The following is a 16,810-nucleotide window of genomic DNA, read 5'->3' as shown; positions in this document are numbered from 1 at the left end:
TCGGTAAATTGGGTGCAAGTGTACTTGATTCACCGCCCCATAAAAAGGAGCCTTTGTGGATAAAGTTTATGTGATCAGTGAGCATGCTGCGACCTACCATCAATTACTGGCAGCAGCCCAACTCCCAGATCTCGCCCTCACGCATAACGCAGAAGAGGCCACGATCTGGCTAGCTGACCCACCGCTTGCCGTGTCAAAGCTGCCTCATGCCAACGCGTTGCGCTGGTTGCAATCCACCTTCGCCGGGACCGATGCGCTGATTCAGGCGCCGTTCCGCCACTATCAGCTCACCAATGTGCGCGGTATTTTTGGCCCCTTAATGGCCGAATATGTTTTCGGACACCTATTGACGAATACTCGCCATATTGGTCAGTACGCCAAACAGCAAGCGCAGTGTCACTGGCAGCCTCAGCCCTATCAGTCATTGCATGGGCAAACGCTCGCCATTTTAGGCACAGGAGCGATTGGCCAGTATATCGCGACCGTCGCTCACGCGTTTGGCATGAAGGTACTGGGCACCAACCAAACCGGCCGGTCTGTCGAGGCGTTTGATCACACCATGACACTGCCCGAATTACAGCAACGGTTGCGTGAGGTTGATGTGTTAGTAAGCACTTTGCCCGCCACAGACAAAACACACCAATGCCTGAATGCAGCGTTTTGGCAGCATGCGCTGGATCTTTTCTTTATTAACGTCGGGCGTGGTGCCACCGTGGATGAGCACGCCCTGATCCACGCGTTGGAGGCGAAGCAGCTTCGCGGCGCGGTCTTGGATGTGATGCAACAGGAGCCCCTGCCCGAGTCGCATCCGTTTTGGACACACCCCAAGGTGACAGTGACACCGCATATTGCTGCCGTTAGCTTCCCCGATCAGGTCTTTAAGCTGTTTACGGATAACTATCGGCGCTGGCATGCTGGCGAGCCTTTGCTCCACCACGTCGATTTTGATAAAGGGTACTAGATGACGTTTTCGGATTTGGAGACAGGGTTATCCGCAGCACAAGCATGCCGATTATGCCAACATTGGCTACCTGATGGACCTCGTCCTGTGATCCAAGCCAGTACGGATGCGCGGGTACTGATTATCGGCCAAGCACCCGGTAGACGCGTCCATGACAGTGGCCTGCCCTTTAATGATCCCAGTGGCGACCGCTTACGAGAATGGCTGGGGGTCACGCGCGAGCAATTCTATCAGCCTGACTTATTTGCCATTATGCCGATGGGGCTATGCTATCCGGGCAAAGGTAAATCGGGCGATTTGCCGCCTGCCCGCATTTGTGCGCCTGTGTGGCACAAGGCAATCAAAGCGCACCTCCCTAACGTTGCGGTGACCTTGCTGATTGGCCAGTATGCTCAGCAGTACTATTTAGCCAATAAGCCCAAAACATTGACCGAAACCGTCAAACACTGGCGGCAGTGGGCACCGCACACTTTTGTGCTACCTCACCCCTCGCCCAGAAATACGTTATGGCTACGTCGTCATCCATGGTTTGAAGAACAGGTAGTGCCAGCCCTGCAAACGCAGATCCAACAGGCGTTGTTCACTGCACCGAGGTAAAAAAACGCTCGCCATTGGCGAGCGTGCTAGCTTAGTCGTGATACAGACGGGACAACTCATGCACCGCATCGACAAACACCCCGGCGTTTTCCGGCGGGACATCGAGGTGGATCCCGTGGCCGAGATTAAAGACATGGCCTGTCCCTTCGCCAAATCCTTCTAGGATAGTCGCAACCTCTTGACGGATACGATCAGGCTGAGCATAGAGGATGGACGGGTCCATATTGCCTTGCAAGGCCACTTTATCACCAATCCGTGCTTTGGCATCGGCAATATCGATTGTCCAATCTAACCCCACACCATCGCAACCGGTCGCCGCGATTTTCTCAAGCCACATTCCGCCGTTTTTGGTAAACAAGGTCACTGGGACACGACGGCCTTCATGCTCACGGATCAGACCATCCACAATTTTATGCATGTATTGGAGTGAGAAGTCGTAATAATCACGCGGGGTTAATACCCCACCCCAAGTATCAAAGATCATCACCGATTGGGCGCCCGCTTTGATTTGCGCATTCAAATAGCTGGTCACGCTATCGGCAAGCTTATCGAGTAATGCATGCAGGGTTTGTGGCTCGGCATACATCATCTTCTTAAGCTTGGTAAAGGCTTTCGAGCTGCCCCCTTCCACCATGTAGGTGGCGAGCGTCCAAGGGCTGCCGGAAAAACCAATCAAGGGAACGTCTCCGTTCAATTCGTGACGAATAGTGCGTACGGCATTCATCACATATTGCAGCTCACCTTCAGGATCGGGAATGCCGATTTTATCGACGTCCGCCTTACAGGTAATCGGGCGCGCAAACTTCGGCCCCTCTCCGGTCTCAAAATACAAACCCAGTCCCATCGCATCGGGGATGGTCAAAATGTCGGAGAACAGAATAGCGGCATCGAGATCAAAGCGGCGTAAAGGTTGTAAAGTCACTTCACACGCCAGCTCTGCATTTTTACACAATGACAGAAAATCACCGGCTTGCGCACGTACTTCGCGGTATTCTGGCAGATAGCGACCAGCTTGACGCATCATCCACACGGGGGTGCAATCCACTGGCTGTTTGAGTAAAGCGCGTAAATAGCGATCGTTTTTCAGTTCAGTCATTGTGTTAAAGCCTGTGAGCGAAAAGAGGCGTCATTGTATCACTGTCGAGTCGCAACAAAAGCCAACCTTTGTTAACAGGATCATAAAACTGTCATCCCAAGGGTGGGCGATGATTGCTGCTTTTCTCACCACATGATAAAACCAACGCATAACGACAATAGGTCTGCGAAAGACAATTATGTTCGCATCTTACCCCGGCTTCCCTACGGCCGGGTTTTTTTATTCCTGCGCAAGCGCGCAGCTTGCGTCAATCAAGCGCCGCGCAATGGTCCCTTGAGGTGCAACTGGCGGGAGTGATTGGCAGTCAAACCATTGTGCATCCGTCAATTCCTCATAATCTGGCCGTAGCTGACCGCTTGCATAGTCGGCCAAAAAACCCATCATGACATTGGAAGGAAAGGCCCACGGCTGGCTATCCATATAACGGATATTTTTCACCTCAATCCCCGTTTCCTCTTTGACCTCGCGCGCCACGCACTGTTCGAGGGTTTCACCGGGCTCAACGAATCCGGCAATCACGGTATACATCCCGGTTTTATGCCGTGGATGCTGTGCCAGCAGCAGTCGCTTGTCATCACGTACCGCCACAATCACACAAGGCGACACACGCGGATAATCGTGACGTTGACAGACGGCGCACCACATCGCCACCGACTGTGTATCCAATACCGCACGGTGGCCACAGCGGCCGCAAAATGCTTGCTGCTTTTGCATCACATCAAGCTGAACGACTCGTCCCACTAGCGCAAACAAGTCAGCCGGTAAATCCGATAATAGCGCTCTCAAGTCCGCCATCTCATCACTCGGTAGCATGGTGTTACAATTCCATGCCCCCACCACTGGGATGTGTTGATAATGACCAACGGTGATCGTCGTCTGCACCGCAAACGGCAATTCTGATAGGGATAACAAAGGCAATGTACCGTGAGGAAGCCAGAGTTTTCCGTCGACAACCGCACACAAATAGACGGCTTGTTGATTCTGAGACATGGTCACTTCCTTAGCCTTGCAGCTATACTTGAATACTGGCAATCTAACTTCATAACGTGATGCAAAGGATTGAGCAGCCCGTTAATTTTAAGTTGGCCGTATATAGTGCCACCCATTCGCTGATCGATCACGAGGACGCCGATCATGCTGAAAAAACTTGAACGTACTAAAGCACAATGGAGCGGTTACGATGACGTCATCGATTACTGGCTCGAGTTACGTCGTCAGCTGCTGGTTGAATACTACAACGTGGCAGGTGTCGCGGTAAAAAAGAAGCAGAATCTGCCCAGCAAAGAAGAAATTGACCGCTTCTGCGATCACTTGGTCGATTACATCTCCACGGGGCATTTTAAGATTTATAACATGGTCATGGAGCGATGGCAGTCTACCGGCTTCTCGGCAACACAAGAAACCGATAGCTTGTATTTCCGCATTGTTGACACCACGGATCCTTTGCTCGATTTCAACGACAAATTTAGTGAGCTTGATTGGGATGATGAGGACTATCACTTCCCCGACTTTGATGAAGACATCTCAGCGATCGGCGAGCTGCTGGAACAACGTTTCGAGTTAGAAGACACACTAATTCGTGTCATTGCAGATAGCTTAGCTCACCCGCCTGGCGCGTAAATACGTATCAGTGAATAAACGAATCCGTCGCCTCTTGGCGGCGTTTTTTTGTGCTCTAGGGCAGAAAAACAAAAGGCACCTCCGAGGAGGTGCCTTTTCAATGGTGCGAGACAATCGATTAATTGTCGTCGTTCAGTCCTGCATTCAAAAGTGCTGCCAGATCTTGTGAGGCTTGCTCAGCATCAATCTGTGGTGCAACAGGCTGTTCAGGCTCAGCACGTTTGGCTTGACGATCTTTATGATACGCGAAACCAGTACCGGCTGGGATCAAACGACCCACAATCACGTTCTCTTTCAGACCACGTAAGTCATCACGTTTACCCGCTACGGCTGCTTCTGTCAGCACGCGCGTGGTTTCCTGGAACGATGCCGCTGAGATGAATGACTCAGTCGCCAACGAGGCTTTAGTGATACCCAGCAGGTCACGACCATAGGTCGCTGGACGCTTGCCTTCCGCTTCAAGTTCACGGTTAGCAATGGTCACACGTGAGTATTCCACTTGCTCGCCTTCCAAGAAGTCGGTATCACCTGCAGACTTAATGGTCACCTTACGCAACATCTGACGCACGATGGTCTCGATATGCTTATCGTTGATCTTAACGCCTTGCAGACGGTAAACGTCTTGAACTTCGTTGGTGATGTACTCAGCCACTGCGTGAACACCACGCAGACGCAAGATGTCGTGCGGTGATTCTGGACCATCAGCGATCACATCACCTTTCTCGACTTTTTCACCTTCGAATACGTTGAGCTGACGCCATTTTGGAATCATCTCTTCGTAGGCTTGGCCTTCTTCTGGGGTGATGATCAGGCGACGTTTACCTTTGGTTTCTTTACCGAAGGAAACAGTACCTGTGATCTCCGCCAAGATAGCTGGCTCTTTTGGCTTACGCGCTTCGAACAGGTCAGCAACACGTGGCAGACCACCGGTGATATCCTTGGTACCGCCGCTTTCTTGCGGGATACGCGCCAAGGTGTCACCAATGCCAACGTTCGCGCCGTCATCCAGCTGAACAATTGCGTTACCCGGCAAGAAGTATTGAACCGGCATATCAGTGCCTGGGATCATCATGTCATTGCCTTGCGCATCAACCAGTTTCACTGCAGGACGCTTATCTTTACCGGATGATGGGCGCTCAGAGGCATCCATGACCACGATAGAAGACAGGCCGGTCAGTTCATCAGTTTGACGCTGCATGGTGACGCCATCAATCATGTCTACGAAGCGAACGCTACCTTCTACTTCGGTGATGATTGGCATGGTGTGCGGGTCCCAGTTAGCAACGACGTCGCCAGCTTCAACCGCTTCACCATCTTTCTTGCTCAGCAAGGCACCGTAAGGCACTTTGTAGCTTTCTTTCGTACGACCGAACTCATCAACAATGGTCATCTCTGACGCACGCGAGGTAATCACTAGCTTACCGTCGCTGTTGGTCACGGATTTCACATTGTGCAGGTGCATAGAACCTTTGTTCTTCACCTGGATGTTGTTTTCTGCCGCCGCACGCGATGCCGCACCACCGATGTGGAACGTACGCATGGTCAGCTGTGTACCTGGCTCACCGATAGACTGTGCCGCGATAACGCCCACAGACTCACCGTGGTTCACCAAGTGACCACGTGCCAAGTCACGACCGTAACAGTGTGCACAACAACCGAAGTCAGTTTCACAGGTTACGACAGAGCGTACTTTTACCTTATCGACAGAGTGCTGCTCAAGAATGTCACACCACTTCTCATCCAGCAGGGTGTTACGTGGTGCAAGCACCTCGTCAGTACCCGGCTTCAGTACGTCTTCAGCGACGACACGACCCAGCACACGCTCACGCAGTGCTTCTTTCACGTCACCGCCTTCGATAACCGCCATCATGTGGATACCGCCTTCGGTGCCACAATCGGTTTCGGTCACGACCACGTCTTGGGCTACGTCAACCAGACGACGAGTCAGGTAACCTGAGTTCGCTGTCTTCAATGCGGTATCTGCAAGACCCTTACGCGCACCGTGCGTAGAGATAAAGTACTGAAGAACGTTCAGGCCTTCACGGAAGTTCGCCGTGATTGGCGTTTCGATGATAGAGCCATCTGGCTTCGCCATCAGACCACGCATACCGGCTAGCTGACGAATCTGTGCCGCAGAACCACGTGCGCCTGAGTCGGCCATCATGTAAACACTGTTGAACGACTTCTGGGTTTCTTCTTCGCCGTCACGGTTAATCACTGTCTCGTTAGACAGGTTATCCATCATGGCTTTTGCAACTTGTTCGTTCGCTGCAGCCCAGATATCGATCACTTTGTTGTAACGTTCGCCCGCGGTAACCAGACCAGATTGGAACTGCTCTTGGATTTCCGCAACTTCTGCTTCTGCTGCTTCGATCAAGTCGTACTTGGCTTGTGGGATCACCATATCGTCGATACCGACAGAGGTGCCCGACAGTGCCGCGTAGGCAAAACCGGTGTACATGATTTGGTCAGCAAAAATAACAGTGTCTTTCAGACCCAGCTTACGGTAACAGGTGTTGAGCAAGTTAGAGATTTGCTTTTTACCCAACGGCTGGTTAACCAAGTCAAATGACAGGCCTTCCGGCACGATGGTCCACAGCATGGCACGACCGACGGTGGTATCAACCAGTGATACTTTCTCGGTACGAGCGCCCATCTCATCGATATCAACTTGCTTGATACGCACTTTTACGCGCGTATGCAGTTCAGCATGGCCAGTACGGTAAACCTTTTCGGCTTCGCCTGGGCCGGCCAAGTACATGCCTTCGCCTTTGCCGTTCACCTTCTCACGGGTCATGTAGTAAAGACCCAGAACCACGTCCTGAGACGGTACGATGATAGGATCACCGGATGCTGGCGATAGGATGTTGTTGGTCGACATCATCAACGCACGCGCTTCGAGCTGGGCTTCCAGCGTCAGCGGTACGTGAACAGCCATCTGGTCACCATCGAAGTCGGCGTTATAGGCCGCACACACCAATGGGTGTAGCTGAATCGCTTTACCTTCGATAAGCACAGGTTCAAACGCTTGGATACCCAAACGGTGAAGTGTTGGTGCACGGTTTAGCAGGACAGGGTGTTCACGGATGACTTCATCCAAGATATCCCATACCACAGCTTCTTCGCGCTCAACCATCTTCTTGGCGGCTTTGATGGTGGTCGCGAGACCACGAGTCTCAAGCTTGCCGTAGATAAACGGTTTAAACAGCTCTAGTGCCATTTTCTTTGGCAGACCACACTGATGCAGACGCAAGTATGGACCTACGGTGATTACCGAACGGCCAGAGTAGTCAACGCGTTTACCCAGCAGGTTCTGACGGAAACGACCCTGCTTACCTTTGATCATGTCAGCCAGCGATTTAAGCGGACGCTTGTTCGAGCCAGTGATGGCACGACCACGACGACCGTTATCAAGTAAGGCATCCACAGACTCTTGCAGCATGCGTTTTTCGTTACGCACGATGATGTCTGGTGCAGCAAGATCAAGCAGGCGCTTCAAACGGTTGTTACGGTTGATCACACGACGGTAAAGGTCGTTCAGATCCGAGGTCGCAAAACGACCACCGTCCAACGGTACCAATGGACGCAAGTCTGGCGGCAACACAGGCAGCACAGTCAGGATCATCCACTCAGGGTTGTTACCTGATTGCAAGAAGGCTTCCACCAGCTTCAAACGCTTAGTGATCTTCTTACGTTTGGTTTCAGAGTTGGTTTCTTCCAACTCTTCACGCATTTGCTCTGTCTCAACTGACAGATCCATGTTCGCCAGCAGTGCTTTCACTGCTTCTGCGCCCATGCGCGCATCAAATTCGTCGCCCCACTCTTCCAACGCGTCCAAGTACTGCTCTTCAGACAGCATCTGACCACGCTCAAGGTTGGTCATACCTGGCTCAATCACCACGTAGGATTCAAAGTAAAGCACACGCTCGATGTCACGTAGCGGCATGTCCATCAGCAAACCAATGCGTGATGGTAGCGACTTCAGGAACCAAATGTGGGCAACAGGTGAAGCCAGCTCAATGTGACCCATACGCTCACGGCGCACTTTGGTCTGAGTAACTTCAACGCCACATTTTTCACAAATGACGCCACGGTGCTTCAGGCGCTTGTATTTACCACAAAGACATTCGTAGTCTTTGACCGGGCCGAAGATACGTGCACAGAACAAACCGTCACGCTCAGGCTTAAAGGTACGGTAGTTGATGGTTTCTGGCTTTTTCACTTCACCAAACGACCATGAACGGATCATGTCTGGTGAGGCTAGACCGATTTTGATCGAATCAAATTCTTCGGTCTTATGCTGTGCTTTCAGAAACTTAAGTAAGTCTTTCACAATCGGCTCCTGTGAGGAGTTGACCCATAAAGGCGCTGACAGGCAGCGCCTTCATATTCTTACCGGAGAGAGTCAGCCAGCGGCTTACTCGTCTTCCAGCTCGATGTTGATACCCAACGAGCGGATTTCTTTCAGCAATACGTTGAAAGATTCCGGCATGCCCGGCTCCATACGATGGTCGCCATCCACGATGTTCTTATACATCTTGGTACGGCCATTAACGTCATCCGACTTCACGGTGAGCATTTCTTGTAGGGTATAGGCAGCACCGTATGCTTCCAGTGCCCATACTTCCATCTCACCGAATCGCTGACCACCGAACTGTGCCTTACCACCCAGCGGCTGCTGAGTTACAAGGCTGTACGAGCCAGTTGAACGGGCGTGCATCTTGTCATCAACCAAGTGGTTCAGTTTCAGCATGTACATGTAACCCACGGTTACTGGACGCTCAAACTTCTCACCCGTGCGGCCATCATAAAGCGCTAGCTGACCTGACTCTGGCAGATCACCCAGTTTGAGTAGCTCTTTGATCAACGGCTCTGGTGCACCGTCAAAGACAGGCGATGCCGTTGGAAGACCGTCACGCAGGTTGTTCACCAAGGTGCGTACTTCGTCGTCAGTCAGTTTACTGATGTCCACTTTCTGACGGGTATCGCCCAGACTATAGACCTTCTGCAGGAACTCGCGGAATTTCGCCAGTTCTTGCTGCTCTTTGAGCATACGGTTGATCTTGTCACCGATACCTTTCGCCGCCAGACCCATGTGTGTTTCTAGGATCTGACCGATGTTCATACGTGAAGGTACACCCAGCGGGTTAAGTACCAGATCCACAGGAACACCGTTTTCGTCGTAAGGCATGTCTTCAACTGGGTTAATCTTCGAGATTACACCTTTGTTACCGTGACGACCGGCCATCTTGTCACCCGGCTGGATGCGACGTTTAACGGCCAAGTAGACTTTAACGATCTTCAGTACGCCAGGAGCCAAATCATCACCTTGAGTGATCTTACGGCGCTTGGTTTCGAACTTCTTATCGAACTCGGCTTTAATTTCGTCGTATTGCTCAGCCAGCTGCTCTAGCTGGGTTTGCTGTGCTTCATCATCCAGTGTTTGTGTCAACATGGTCTTACGATCCATGCCGTCTAACTGGTTGTCGGTATAACCGGCTTGAGAAAGCAGTGAACGAACACGCGCTAGCAGACCGCCTTCAAGGATAGAGAACTCCTCGGTCAGGTCTTTCTTCGCTTCTTTCAGCTGCATTTCTTCGATTTCGAGTGCACGCTTGTCTTTCTCTACGCCATCGCGAGTAAAGACTTGTACATCGATAACCGTACCTGATACACCGTTCGGCACACGCAGTGACGAGTCTTTCACGTCAGAGGCTTTTTCGCCGAAGATTGCACGCAGCAGTTTCTCTTCTGGTGTCAGTTGCGTTTCGCCTTTTGGCGTCACTTTACCAACCATGATATCGCCGCCTTTCACTTCGGCACCGATATACACAACCCCTGACTCATCCAGTTTCGATAGCGCTGCTTCACCCACGTTTGGAATGTCCGCGGTGATTTCTTCGCTGCCCAACTTGGTATCACGCGCCACACAAGAAAGCTCTTGAATGTGGATAGTGGTTAAACGGTCTTCCTGCGCGACGCGCTCGGAAATAAGGATGGAATCCTCAAAGTTATAACCGTTCCACGGCATAAACGCGATACGCATGTTCTGACCCAGTGCTAGCTCGCCCAAGTCAGTCGATGGGCCGTCAGCCAGTACGTCACCTTTTGCCACTTGGTCGCCCGGCATCACAGTTGGACGCTGGTTAATACAGGTGTTCTGGTTAGAACGGGTGTACTTAGTCAGGTTGTAGATGTCGATACCCGCTTCACCAGGTACCAGCTCATCTTCATTCACTTTCAGTACGATGCGCGAAGCATCAACTGACTGGATGATACCGCCACGTTTCGCAACCGCGGTAACACCTGAGTCAACCGCCACATTGCGCTCGATACCCGTACCAACCAGCGGCTTTTGCGCACGCAATGTTGGAACGGCCTGACGTTGCATGTTCGCACCCATCAAGGCACGGTTCGCATCGTCATGCTCAAGGAATGGGATCAAAGAGGCTGCCACCGATACAACCTGGTTGGTTGCAACGTCCATGTACTGAACATGGTCACGTGGGTGCAGACCTGATTCCCCTTTCTCACGCGCAGTGATCAGTTCATCAGTGAACGAGCCATCTTCGTTCAGCGCGGCGTTCGCCTGCGCAATCACGTAGTGGCCTTCTTCAATCGCTGACAGGTAATCGATTTGATCGGTCACTTTACCGTCAACCACTTTACGGTATGGGGTTTCCAAGAAGCCGTAAGGGTTACAACGCGCAAACGCTGACAGTGAGTTAATCAGACCGATGTTCGGACCTTCAGGGGTTTCGATCGGACAGAGACGACCGTAGTGCGTCGCGTGTACGTCTCGAACTTCAAAGCCGGCGCGCTCACGCGTCAAACCACCTGGACCCAATGCAGAGATACGACGTTTGTGCGTCACCTCAGACAACGGGTTGTTTTGGTCCATAAATTGTGACAACTGAGATGAACCAAAGAACTCTTTCACCGCGGCCGAAATTGGCTTAGCGTTGATCAAGTCTTGTGGCATCACATTGTCAAGGTCACCCAGGCTCAGACGCTCTTTAACCGCACGCTCAACACGTACCAAACCAACACGGAATTGGTTCTCGGCCATTTCGCCAACCGAACGAATACGACGGTTACCTAGGTGGTCGATGTCGTCCACTTCACCGATACCGTTACGGATATCGATCAGTTTACGCATCACTTCAATGATGTCTTCTTTGCTCAGTACGCCAGGACCGGTTAGTTCATCACGCCCTAATGAGCTGTTGAACTTCATACGGCCCACCGCTGATAGATCGTAACGATCTTCAGAGAAGAAGAGGCTTTCGAACAATTGCTCTGCCGCTTCTTTTGTTGGTGGCTCGCCTGGGCGCATCATGCGATAGATTTCAACCAACGCAGTCAAACGATCCGTGGTGTTGTCGATACGCAAGGTATCTGACATGTACGGACCATGATCTAAGTCGTTGGTGAACAGGGTTTCGATTTTCTTGTGACCCGCTTGCGACAATTGCGCCAGTGTCTCCAGGCTTAACTCTTGGTTAGCCGAGACAATCACTTCGCCTGTGTCTTGGTTAACGTAATCACGTGCAGAAATCTTGCCTGCGATGTACTCAACCGGCACTTCGATGTGATCGACGTTATCTTTCACCAACTGACGGATGTGGCGAGCGGTAATACGGCGACCCTGTTCAACATAAACGGTGCCGTTGGCTTCAATGTCAAAGCTGGCTGTTTCGCCACGTAGGCGATCAGGCACCAGTTCCATGACTAGCGCTTTACCTTTGACTTCAAAGACAACTTTATCGAAGAACAGATCCAGGATCTCTTCCGTTGTATATTCCAGCGCACGCAGAATAATCGATGCAGGCAGCTTACGACGACGGTCGATACGAACGTAAACGATATCCTTAGGATCAAATTCGAAATCCAACCATGAACCACGGTATGGGATCACGCGTGCGTTATATAGCACTTTTCCTGAGGAATGGGTTTTACCCTTATCGCTGTCGAAAAAGACGCCCGGACTACGGTGCAGCTGGGATACGATAACCCTCTCAGTACCATTGATGACAAAGGTACCATTTTCAGTCATGAGCGGAATTTCGCCCATATAGACTTCTTGTTCTTTGATGTCTTTAACGGTACCAGCCGGGGCATCTTTATCAAACATCACCAAGCGCAGTTTCACGCGTAGTGGTGCCGAATAGGTTACGCCGCGAATTTGGCATTCTTTGACATCGAAAACTGGCTCACCGAGACGATAGCTAACGTATTGCAGCTCGGAATTGCCGTTGTAGCTCTGAATTGGAAAGACAGAGCGAAAGGCAGCTTCAAGACCGTATTGCCCTTCTGGATCCTGCTCGATAAACTTCTCAAAAGATTCAAGCTGGATCGACAGCAAGTATGGCACGTCCAGAACTTGAGGACGCTTACCAAAATCCTTACGGATACGCTTTTTCTCGGTATAAGAGTAAACCATAGGGTTCCTCAGCTCGCTGATAAGTGACCCAAACTGTCCAGTACAAGGGACAGTGACTAAACAACCACCGTTTAGTGTAGGAAAATCAAAGCGCTTGCTTTGATTTTTTTTGCATGGTCAGCAGTGATAAAACGGGGTGGAAATTTCACTACCGCCCTACAGCGCAAAAAGGCCGGTGGCTATTTAGCCACCAGCCAATGCCCTTTCAGGCTAAGAAATTAAGTATAAATTACTTAACTTCAACAGAAGCACCAGCTTCTTCTAGCTGAGCTTTAAGCGCTTCAGCTTCTTCTTTCTCAACACCTTCTTTCAGAGGTGCAGGAGCGCCGTCAACCAGAGCTTTCGCTTCTTTCAGGCCTAGACCAGTTGCGCCACGAACCGCTTTGATAACTGCTACTTTGTTAGCACCAGCTTCTTTCAGGATTACGTCAAATTCGGTTTGCTCTTCAGCAGCACCGCCTTCAGCAGCACCACCAGCAACAACTGCTGCTGCAGCTGATACGCCGAATTTTTCTTCCATTGCTTCGATTAGCTCAACAACTTGCATTACAGACATGTCTGCAATTGCGTCTAGGATTTGCTCGTTAGTGATAGACATAACAATTCTCTTTAAAGTCAACAATAATTAGATTAAGCAACCAATGTAAAAGGGCAATTACGCCGCTTCTTTTTGGTCGCGAACAGCGGCAATAGTACGAACCAGCTTGCCTGCAGATGCTTCTTTCAGACCCATCATCAGGCGTGCAATTGCTTCGTCGTACGTTGGCAGTGTTGCCAATACCTCTGGGTCAGTGATCGCACCTTCGAATGCAGCAGACTTGATCTCAAACTCTTTGTTCTCTTTTGCGAAGTCTTTGAAAAGACGCGCAGCGGCACCAGGGTGCTCGTTAGAAAACGCAATCAGAGTTGGACCAACGAAAGTGTCTTTTAGACACTCGTAGTCAGTGCCTTCAACTGCACGGCGAGCCAGTGTATTACGAACAACTTTCATGAAAACGCCCGCTTCACGCGCTTGTTTACGTAGAGAAGTCATCGCATCCACGGTTACACCGCGAGAATCAGCAACTACTGCAGACAGGGCACCACTGGCAGCTTCGTTGACTTCAGCAACAATTGCTTTTTTGTCTTGAAGGTTTAAAGCCATTTGGATTTGCTCCTGGATTGTTTAACACCACTCTCTACAGCTTTGCAGAGAGAGCTTGTACGGTGCAGATCCAAGAAAGACGAGAAATCTATCATGTTCTGGCACCGTCTACGTAGGAAATATTAAGTTCGTAATGAACGCCTACGGTCTTGGACGAAGTCTGTTAAACAGACTCAGCCATAAAATTGTGAAGCGAGAGAGTATAAACTACTCACTCGCTTCTGGCAATTAGCTTGCGCTGGTTTCCAGAGTGTTCTGGTCCAGAGCAACACCTGCGCCCATGGTGGTAGACAGGCTAACTTTCTTAATGAAAGTACCTTTTGCTGAAGTTGGCTTCGCCTTCTTCAGAGCAACCAACAGCGCTTCCAGGTTTTCTTTCAGGCTGTTCGCGTCAAAGTCTACTTTACCGATGGTGGTGTGAACGATGCCGTTCTTGTCGTTACGGTAACGAACCTGACCTGCTTTCGCGTTCTTAACCGCTTCAGCAACGTTAGGCGTTACAGTACCCACTTTCGGGTTTGGCATCAGGCCGCGAGGACCTAGGATAGTACCCAGTTGGCCAACAACGCGCATCGCGTCTGGTGAAGCGACAACGACGTCAAAGTTCATTTCGCCTTTCTTCACTTGCTCAGCCAGGTCTTCCATACCAACGATGTCGGCACCCGCTTCTTTCGCAGCTTCAGCGTTCGCACCTTGTGTGAACACAGCAACACGGATATCACGGCCAGTACCGTGTGGCAGTACAGTTGCGCCACGAACGTTCTGGTCTGATTTACGTGCATCAATGCCAAGGTTGACAGCAACGTCAACGCTTTCAACAAATTTAGCAGTCGCCAGTTCCTTCAGTAGAGCAACGGCTTCGTTGATGTCGTACTCTTTGGTCACATCAACTTTTTCGCGGATTACGCGCATGCGCTTAGTCATTTTAGCCATTGTCTTAACCCTCTACGTTCAGGCCCATTGAACGGGCAGTACCCGCAATAGAGCGTTTCATCGCTTCGATGTCCGCACCGGTCATGTCTGCCGCTTTGGTTTCTGCGATCTCTTGGATCTGAGCGTCAGTGACGGTACCCACTTTTTCAGTGTTTGGACGACCTGAACCAGACTTAACGCCTGCTGCTTTCTTAAGAAGAACTGCCGCTGGCGGAGTCTTAGTAACGAAAGTGAAAGAACGATCGTTGTATACAGTGATAACAACAGGAATCGGCAGACCTTTCTCGATAGATTCGGTCTTCGCGTTAAACGCTTTACAGAATTCCATGATGTTCACACCGTGTTGACCTAGAGCAGGACCAACCGGTGGCGATGGGTTAGCTGCACCCGCTGCAACTTGCAGCTTGATGTAAGCTTCTACTTTCTTTGCCATTATTCAATTACCTAATTTTGGGTACTAACGTCTACCTGACGATAGACTCCCCGTTTAACAAAAGGGCGCGAAATTATAGTCAAATTTCGCGCCCTTGCCAACCGTTGATGATGCTTTTTTGATCAGGTTTTTTCTACCTGGCCAAACTCAAGCTCAACTGGGGTTGCACGGCCAAAGATAGACACAGACACCTTCAGGCGGTTCTTGTCATAGTCCACTTCTTCAACCACACCGTTAAAGTCTGCAAAGGGTCCTTCCGTCACGCGAACCACTTCACCAGCCTCAAAGACGGTTTTGTGTACGGGTGACTCACTCGCTTTTTCAAGACGGTTGAGAATCGCATCGGCTTCTTTGTCTGAAATCGGCGCAGGACGATCTGAGGTGCCACCGATGAAGCCCATTACACGAGGAACACTGCGTACCAAGTGCCAAGATTCATCGTTCATCACCATTTGTACTAGCACGTAGCCTGGGAAGAATTTGCGCTCACTTTTACGGCGCTGGCCTTGACGCATTTCAACCACTTCTTCGGTTGGCACCAAGACTTCACCAAAGTGATCTTCCATTTCGTGCATTTTGATATGTTCACGCAATGACTGCGCAACACGGCTTTCAAAACCAGAGAAAGCCTGAACCACATACCAACGTTTTTTGGGAGCTTCGCTCATGTACTTTTACCTCACACGCCAGTGATTAGGCGGACTAGACGGACCATAATCCCGTCAACGCCCCACAGGATGAGCGCCATAACGACAGTAACAGCCAGAACGATGAGAGTGGTTTGTAAGGTCTCTTGACGCGTAGGCCATACAACTTTACGCACTTCCATACGCGATTCGCGTGCAAACGTGATCGCAGCTTTTCCTTTCATCGTGAGTGCAGCAATACCACCAGCAGCGGCAACTAACACCACTACAGCAGCAGCTCGCACTACCACAGACACGTCACTGTACAGGCTATTCCCTACCACGGCTGCGGCCAACAGGACAAAAACAACACCCCATTTAAGGATGTCCATCGAACCGGATTGGGTCTCAGCGTTCGCTTTCATACATTCTACCTGTAACAAGTCTACATAGACGGCAATGTCTTTGCAGCCAAAACACCATAATGCCTTGGCAATGACACGCGGTGCTCGTATTTATCACACCTAAGGGTATCAATACGAGCACCAACACGCTGCATTTGTTCACTAATACTGGGCAAAATAGCAACAATATAAGTGTCAAACGCAGAAAAAGGGCATCAAATGATGCCCTTTTTACTAGTGTTTCGTCAAATCATTATTCAACGATGTTGGCAACAACACCAGCGCCTACGGTACGGCCACCTTCACGGATAGCGAAACGTAGACCTTCGTCCATCGCGATTGGCGCGATCAGGGTAACAACCATCTTGATGTTGTCACCAGGCATTACCATCTCAACGCCTTCTGGCAGTTCGATAGTACCGGTCACGTCAGTTGTACGGAAGTAGAACTGTGGACGGTAGCCTTTGAAGAACGGAGTATGACGGCCGCCTTCGTCTTTAGACAGTACGTATACTTCTGACTCGAACTTAGTGTGCGGGGTGATTGAACCAGG

At 50.7% G+C, this 16,810-nt stretch carries 14 protein-coding genes; 3 read left to right on the top strand and 11 right to left on the bottom strand.

Annotated elements, in window-relative coordinates; all coding sequences use genetic code 11:
- The first annotated feature begins 55 nt into the window (after positions 1-55).
- Both BZG84_RS10085 and BZG84_RS10080 read left to right on the top strand, forming a co-directional pair.
- A complete protein-coding gene (locus BZG84_RS10085; protein ID WP_077479066.1) occupies positions 56-961 on the top strand; it encodes a D-2-hydroxyacid dehydrogenase in 906 nt (301 codons plus the stop codon).
- Positions 962-1,558, top strand: a complete 597-nt coding sequence (locus tag BZG84_RS10080; RefSeq protein WP_077479065.1) for a uracil-DNA glycosylase family protein — start codon at positions 962-964, stop codon at positions 1,556-1,558.
- A gap of 31 nt (positions 1,559-1,589) precedes the next feature.
- Here the strand turns inward: BZG84_RS10080 and hemE are convergent, their stop codons facing one another.
- Both hemE and nudC read right to left on the bottom strand, forming a co-directional pair.
- Entirely contained in the window at positions 1,590-2,654 is a 1,065-nt protein-coding gene (hemE, locus tag BZG84_RS10075; protein ID WP_077479064.1) for a uroporphyrinogen decarboxylase, read from the bottom strand.
- A gap of 219 nt (positions 2,655-2,873) precedes the next feature.
- Positions 2,874-3,644 (bottom strand): NAD(+) diphosphatase, encoded by a 771-nt coding sequence (gene nudC, locus BZG84_RS10070; protein WP_077479063.1) that lies wholly within the window; start codon positions 3,642-3,644, stop codon positions 2,874-2,876.
- A 144-nt stretch (positions 3,645-3,788) separates the two neighbouring features.
- On the opposite strand from nudC, the gene BZG84_RS10065 reads away from it, so the two are divergent.
- The gene (locus tag BZG84_RS10065; protein ID WP_077479062.1) at positions 3,789-4,274 is read left to right on the top strand and encodes an Rsd/AlgQ family anti-sigma factor; all 486 of its coding nucleotides are present in this window, start codon (positions 3,789-3,791) and stop codon (positions 4,272-4,274) included.
- A 118-nt stretch (positions 4,275-4,392) separates the two neighbouring features.
- On the opposite strand, the gene rpoC is transcribed toward BZG84_RS10065, so the two are convergent.
- The 9 genes from rpoC to BZG84_RS10020 form a co-directional block, all read right to left on the bottom strand.
- Positions 4,393-8,607, bottom strand: coding sequence for a DNA-directed RNA polymerase subunit beta' (rpoC, locus tag BZG84_RS10060; RefSeq protein WP_069586997.1), 4,215 nt, complete (start codon positions 8,605-8,607; stop codon positions 4,393-4,395).
- Between the two features lie 84 nt (positions 8,608-8,691).
- Complete coding sequence (gene rpoB / locus BZG84_RS10055) at positions 8,692-12,717, bottom strand: DNA-directed RNA polymerase subunit beta (protein ID WP_077479061.1); 4,026 nt, start codon at positions 12,715-12,717, stop codon at positions 8,692-8,694.
- A 229-nt stretch (positions 12,718-12,946) separates the two neighbouring features.
- Positions 12,947-13,315 carry a 50S ribosomal protein L7/L12 gene (gene rplL, locus BZG84_RS10050; RefSeq protein ID WP_069586999.1) on the bottom strand — a complete coding sequence of 123 codons (369 nt, stop codon included), beginning with the start codon at positions 13,313-13,315 and terminating at the stop codon, positions 12,947-12,949.
- 57 nt (positions 13,316-13,372) lie between these two features.
- Positions 13,373-13,861, bottom strand: coding sequence for a 50S ribosomal protein L10 (rplJ, locus tag BZG84_RS10045; protein ID WP_069587000.1), 489 nt, complete (start codon positions 13,859-13,861; stop codon positions 13,373-13,375).
- A gap of 228 nt (positions 13,862-14,089) precedes the next feature.
- Positions 14,090-14,794, bottom strand: a complete 705-nt coding sequence (gene rplA / locus BZG84_RS10040) for a 50S ribosomal protein L1 (protein ID WP_069587001.1) — start codon at positions 14,792-14,794, stop codon at positions 14,090-14,092.
- A 4-nt stretch (positions 14,795-14,798) separates the two neighbouring features.
- Entirely contained in the window at positions 14,799-15,227 is a 429-nt protein-coding gene (gene rplK / locus BZG84_RS10035; RefSeq protein WP_069587002.1) for a 50S ribosomal protein L11, read from the bottom strand.
- 122 nt (positions 15,228-15,349) lie between these two features.
- Positions 15,350-15,895 (bottom strand): transcription termination/antitermination protein NusG, encoded by a 546-nt coding sequence (gene nusG / locus BZG84_RS10030; RefSeq protein ID WP_069587003.1) that lies wholly within the window; start codon positions 15,893-15,895, stop codon positions 15,350-15,352.
- Positions 15,896-15,906: 11 nt separating this feature from the next.
- Positions 15,907-16,278 carry a preprotein translocase subunit SecE gene (gene secE, locus BZG84_RS10025; RefSeq protein ID WP_069587004.1) on the bottom strand — a complete coding sequence of 124 codons (372 nt, stop codon included), beginning with the start codon at positions 16,276-16,278 and terminating at the stop codon, positions 15,907-15,909.
- A gap of 232 nt (positions 16,279-16,510) precedes the next feature.
- Positions 16,511-16,810, bottom strand: a 300-nt coding sequence (locus BZG84_RS10020) for an EF-Tu C-terminal domain-related protein (RefSeq protein ID WP_198536725.1), incomplete at its 5' end; no start/stop codon positions are given.

The sequence above is a fragment of the Salinivibrio sp. PR932 genome, assembly GCF_001996125.1.
GTDB lineage: Bacteria > Pseudomonadota > Gammaproteobacteria > Enterobacterales > Vibrionaceae > Salinivibrio > Salinivibrio proteolyticus.
Note: the sequence above shows the minus strand (reverse complement) of the source record. Positions and strands in the feature narration are given on the sequence as shown.

Excerpts from the sequence above, each read along its gene's own strand:
- BZG84_RS10080 (WP_077479065.1), top strand. The coding sequence starts at position 962 with ATGACGTTTTCGGATTTGGAGACAGGGTTATCCGCAGCACAAGCATGC.
- hemE (WP_077479064.1), bottom strand. The coding sequence starts at position 2,654 with ATGACTGAACTGAAAAACGATCGCTATTTACGCGCTTTACTCAAACAG.
- nudC (WP_077479063.1), bottom strand. The coding sequence starts at position 3,644 with ATGTCTCAGAATCAACAAGCCGTCTATTTGTGTGCGGTTGTCGACGGA.
- BZG84_RS10065 (WP_077479062.1), top strand. The coding sequence starts at position 3,789 with ATGCTGAAAAAACTTGAACGTACTAAAGCACAATGGAGCGGTTACGAT.
- rpoB (WP_077479061.1), bottom strand. The coding sequence starts at position 12,717 with ATGGTTTACTCTTATACCGAGAAAAAGCGTATCCGTAAGGATTTTGGT.
- rplL (WP_069586999.1), bottom strand. The coding sequence starts at position 13,315 with ATGTCTATCACTAACGAGCAAATCCTAGACGCAATTGCAGACATGTCT.
- rplJ (WP_069587000.1), bottom strand. The coding sequence starts at position 13,861 with ATGGCTTTAAACCTTCAAGACAAAAAAGCAATTGTTGCTGAAGTCAAC.
- rplA (WP_069587001.1), bottom strand. The coding sequence starts at position 14,794 with ATGGCTAAAATGACTAAGCGCATGCGCGTAATCCGCGAAAAAGTTGAT.
- rplK (WP_069587002.1), bottom strand. The coding sequence starts at position 15,227 with ATGGCAAAGAAAGTAGAAGCTTACATCAAGCTGCAAGTTGCAGCGGGT.
- nusG (WP_069587003.1), bottom strand. The coding sequence starts at position 15,895 with ATGAGCGAAGCTCCCAAAAAACGTTGGTATGTGGTTCAGGCTTTCTCT.
- secE (WP_069587004.1), bottom strand. The coding sequence starts at position 16,278 with ATGAAAGCGAACGCTGAGACCCAATCCGGTTCGATGGACATCCTTAAA.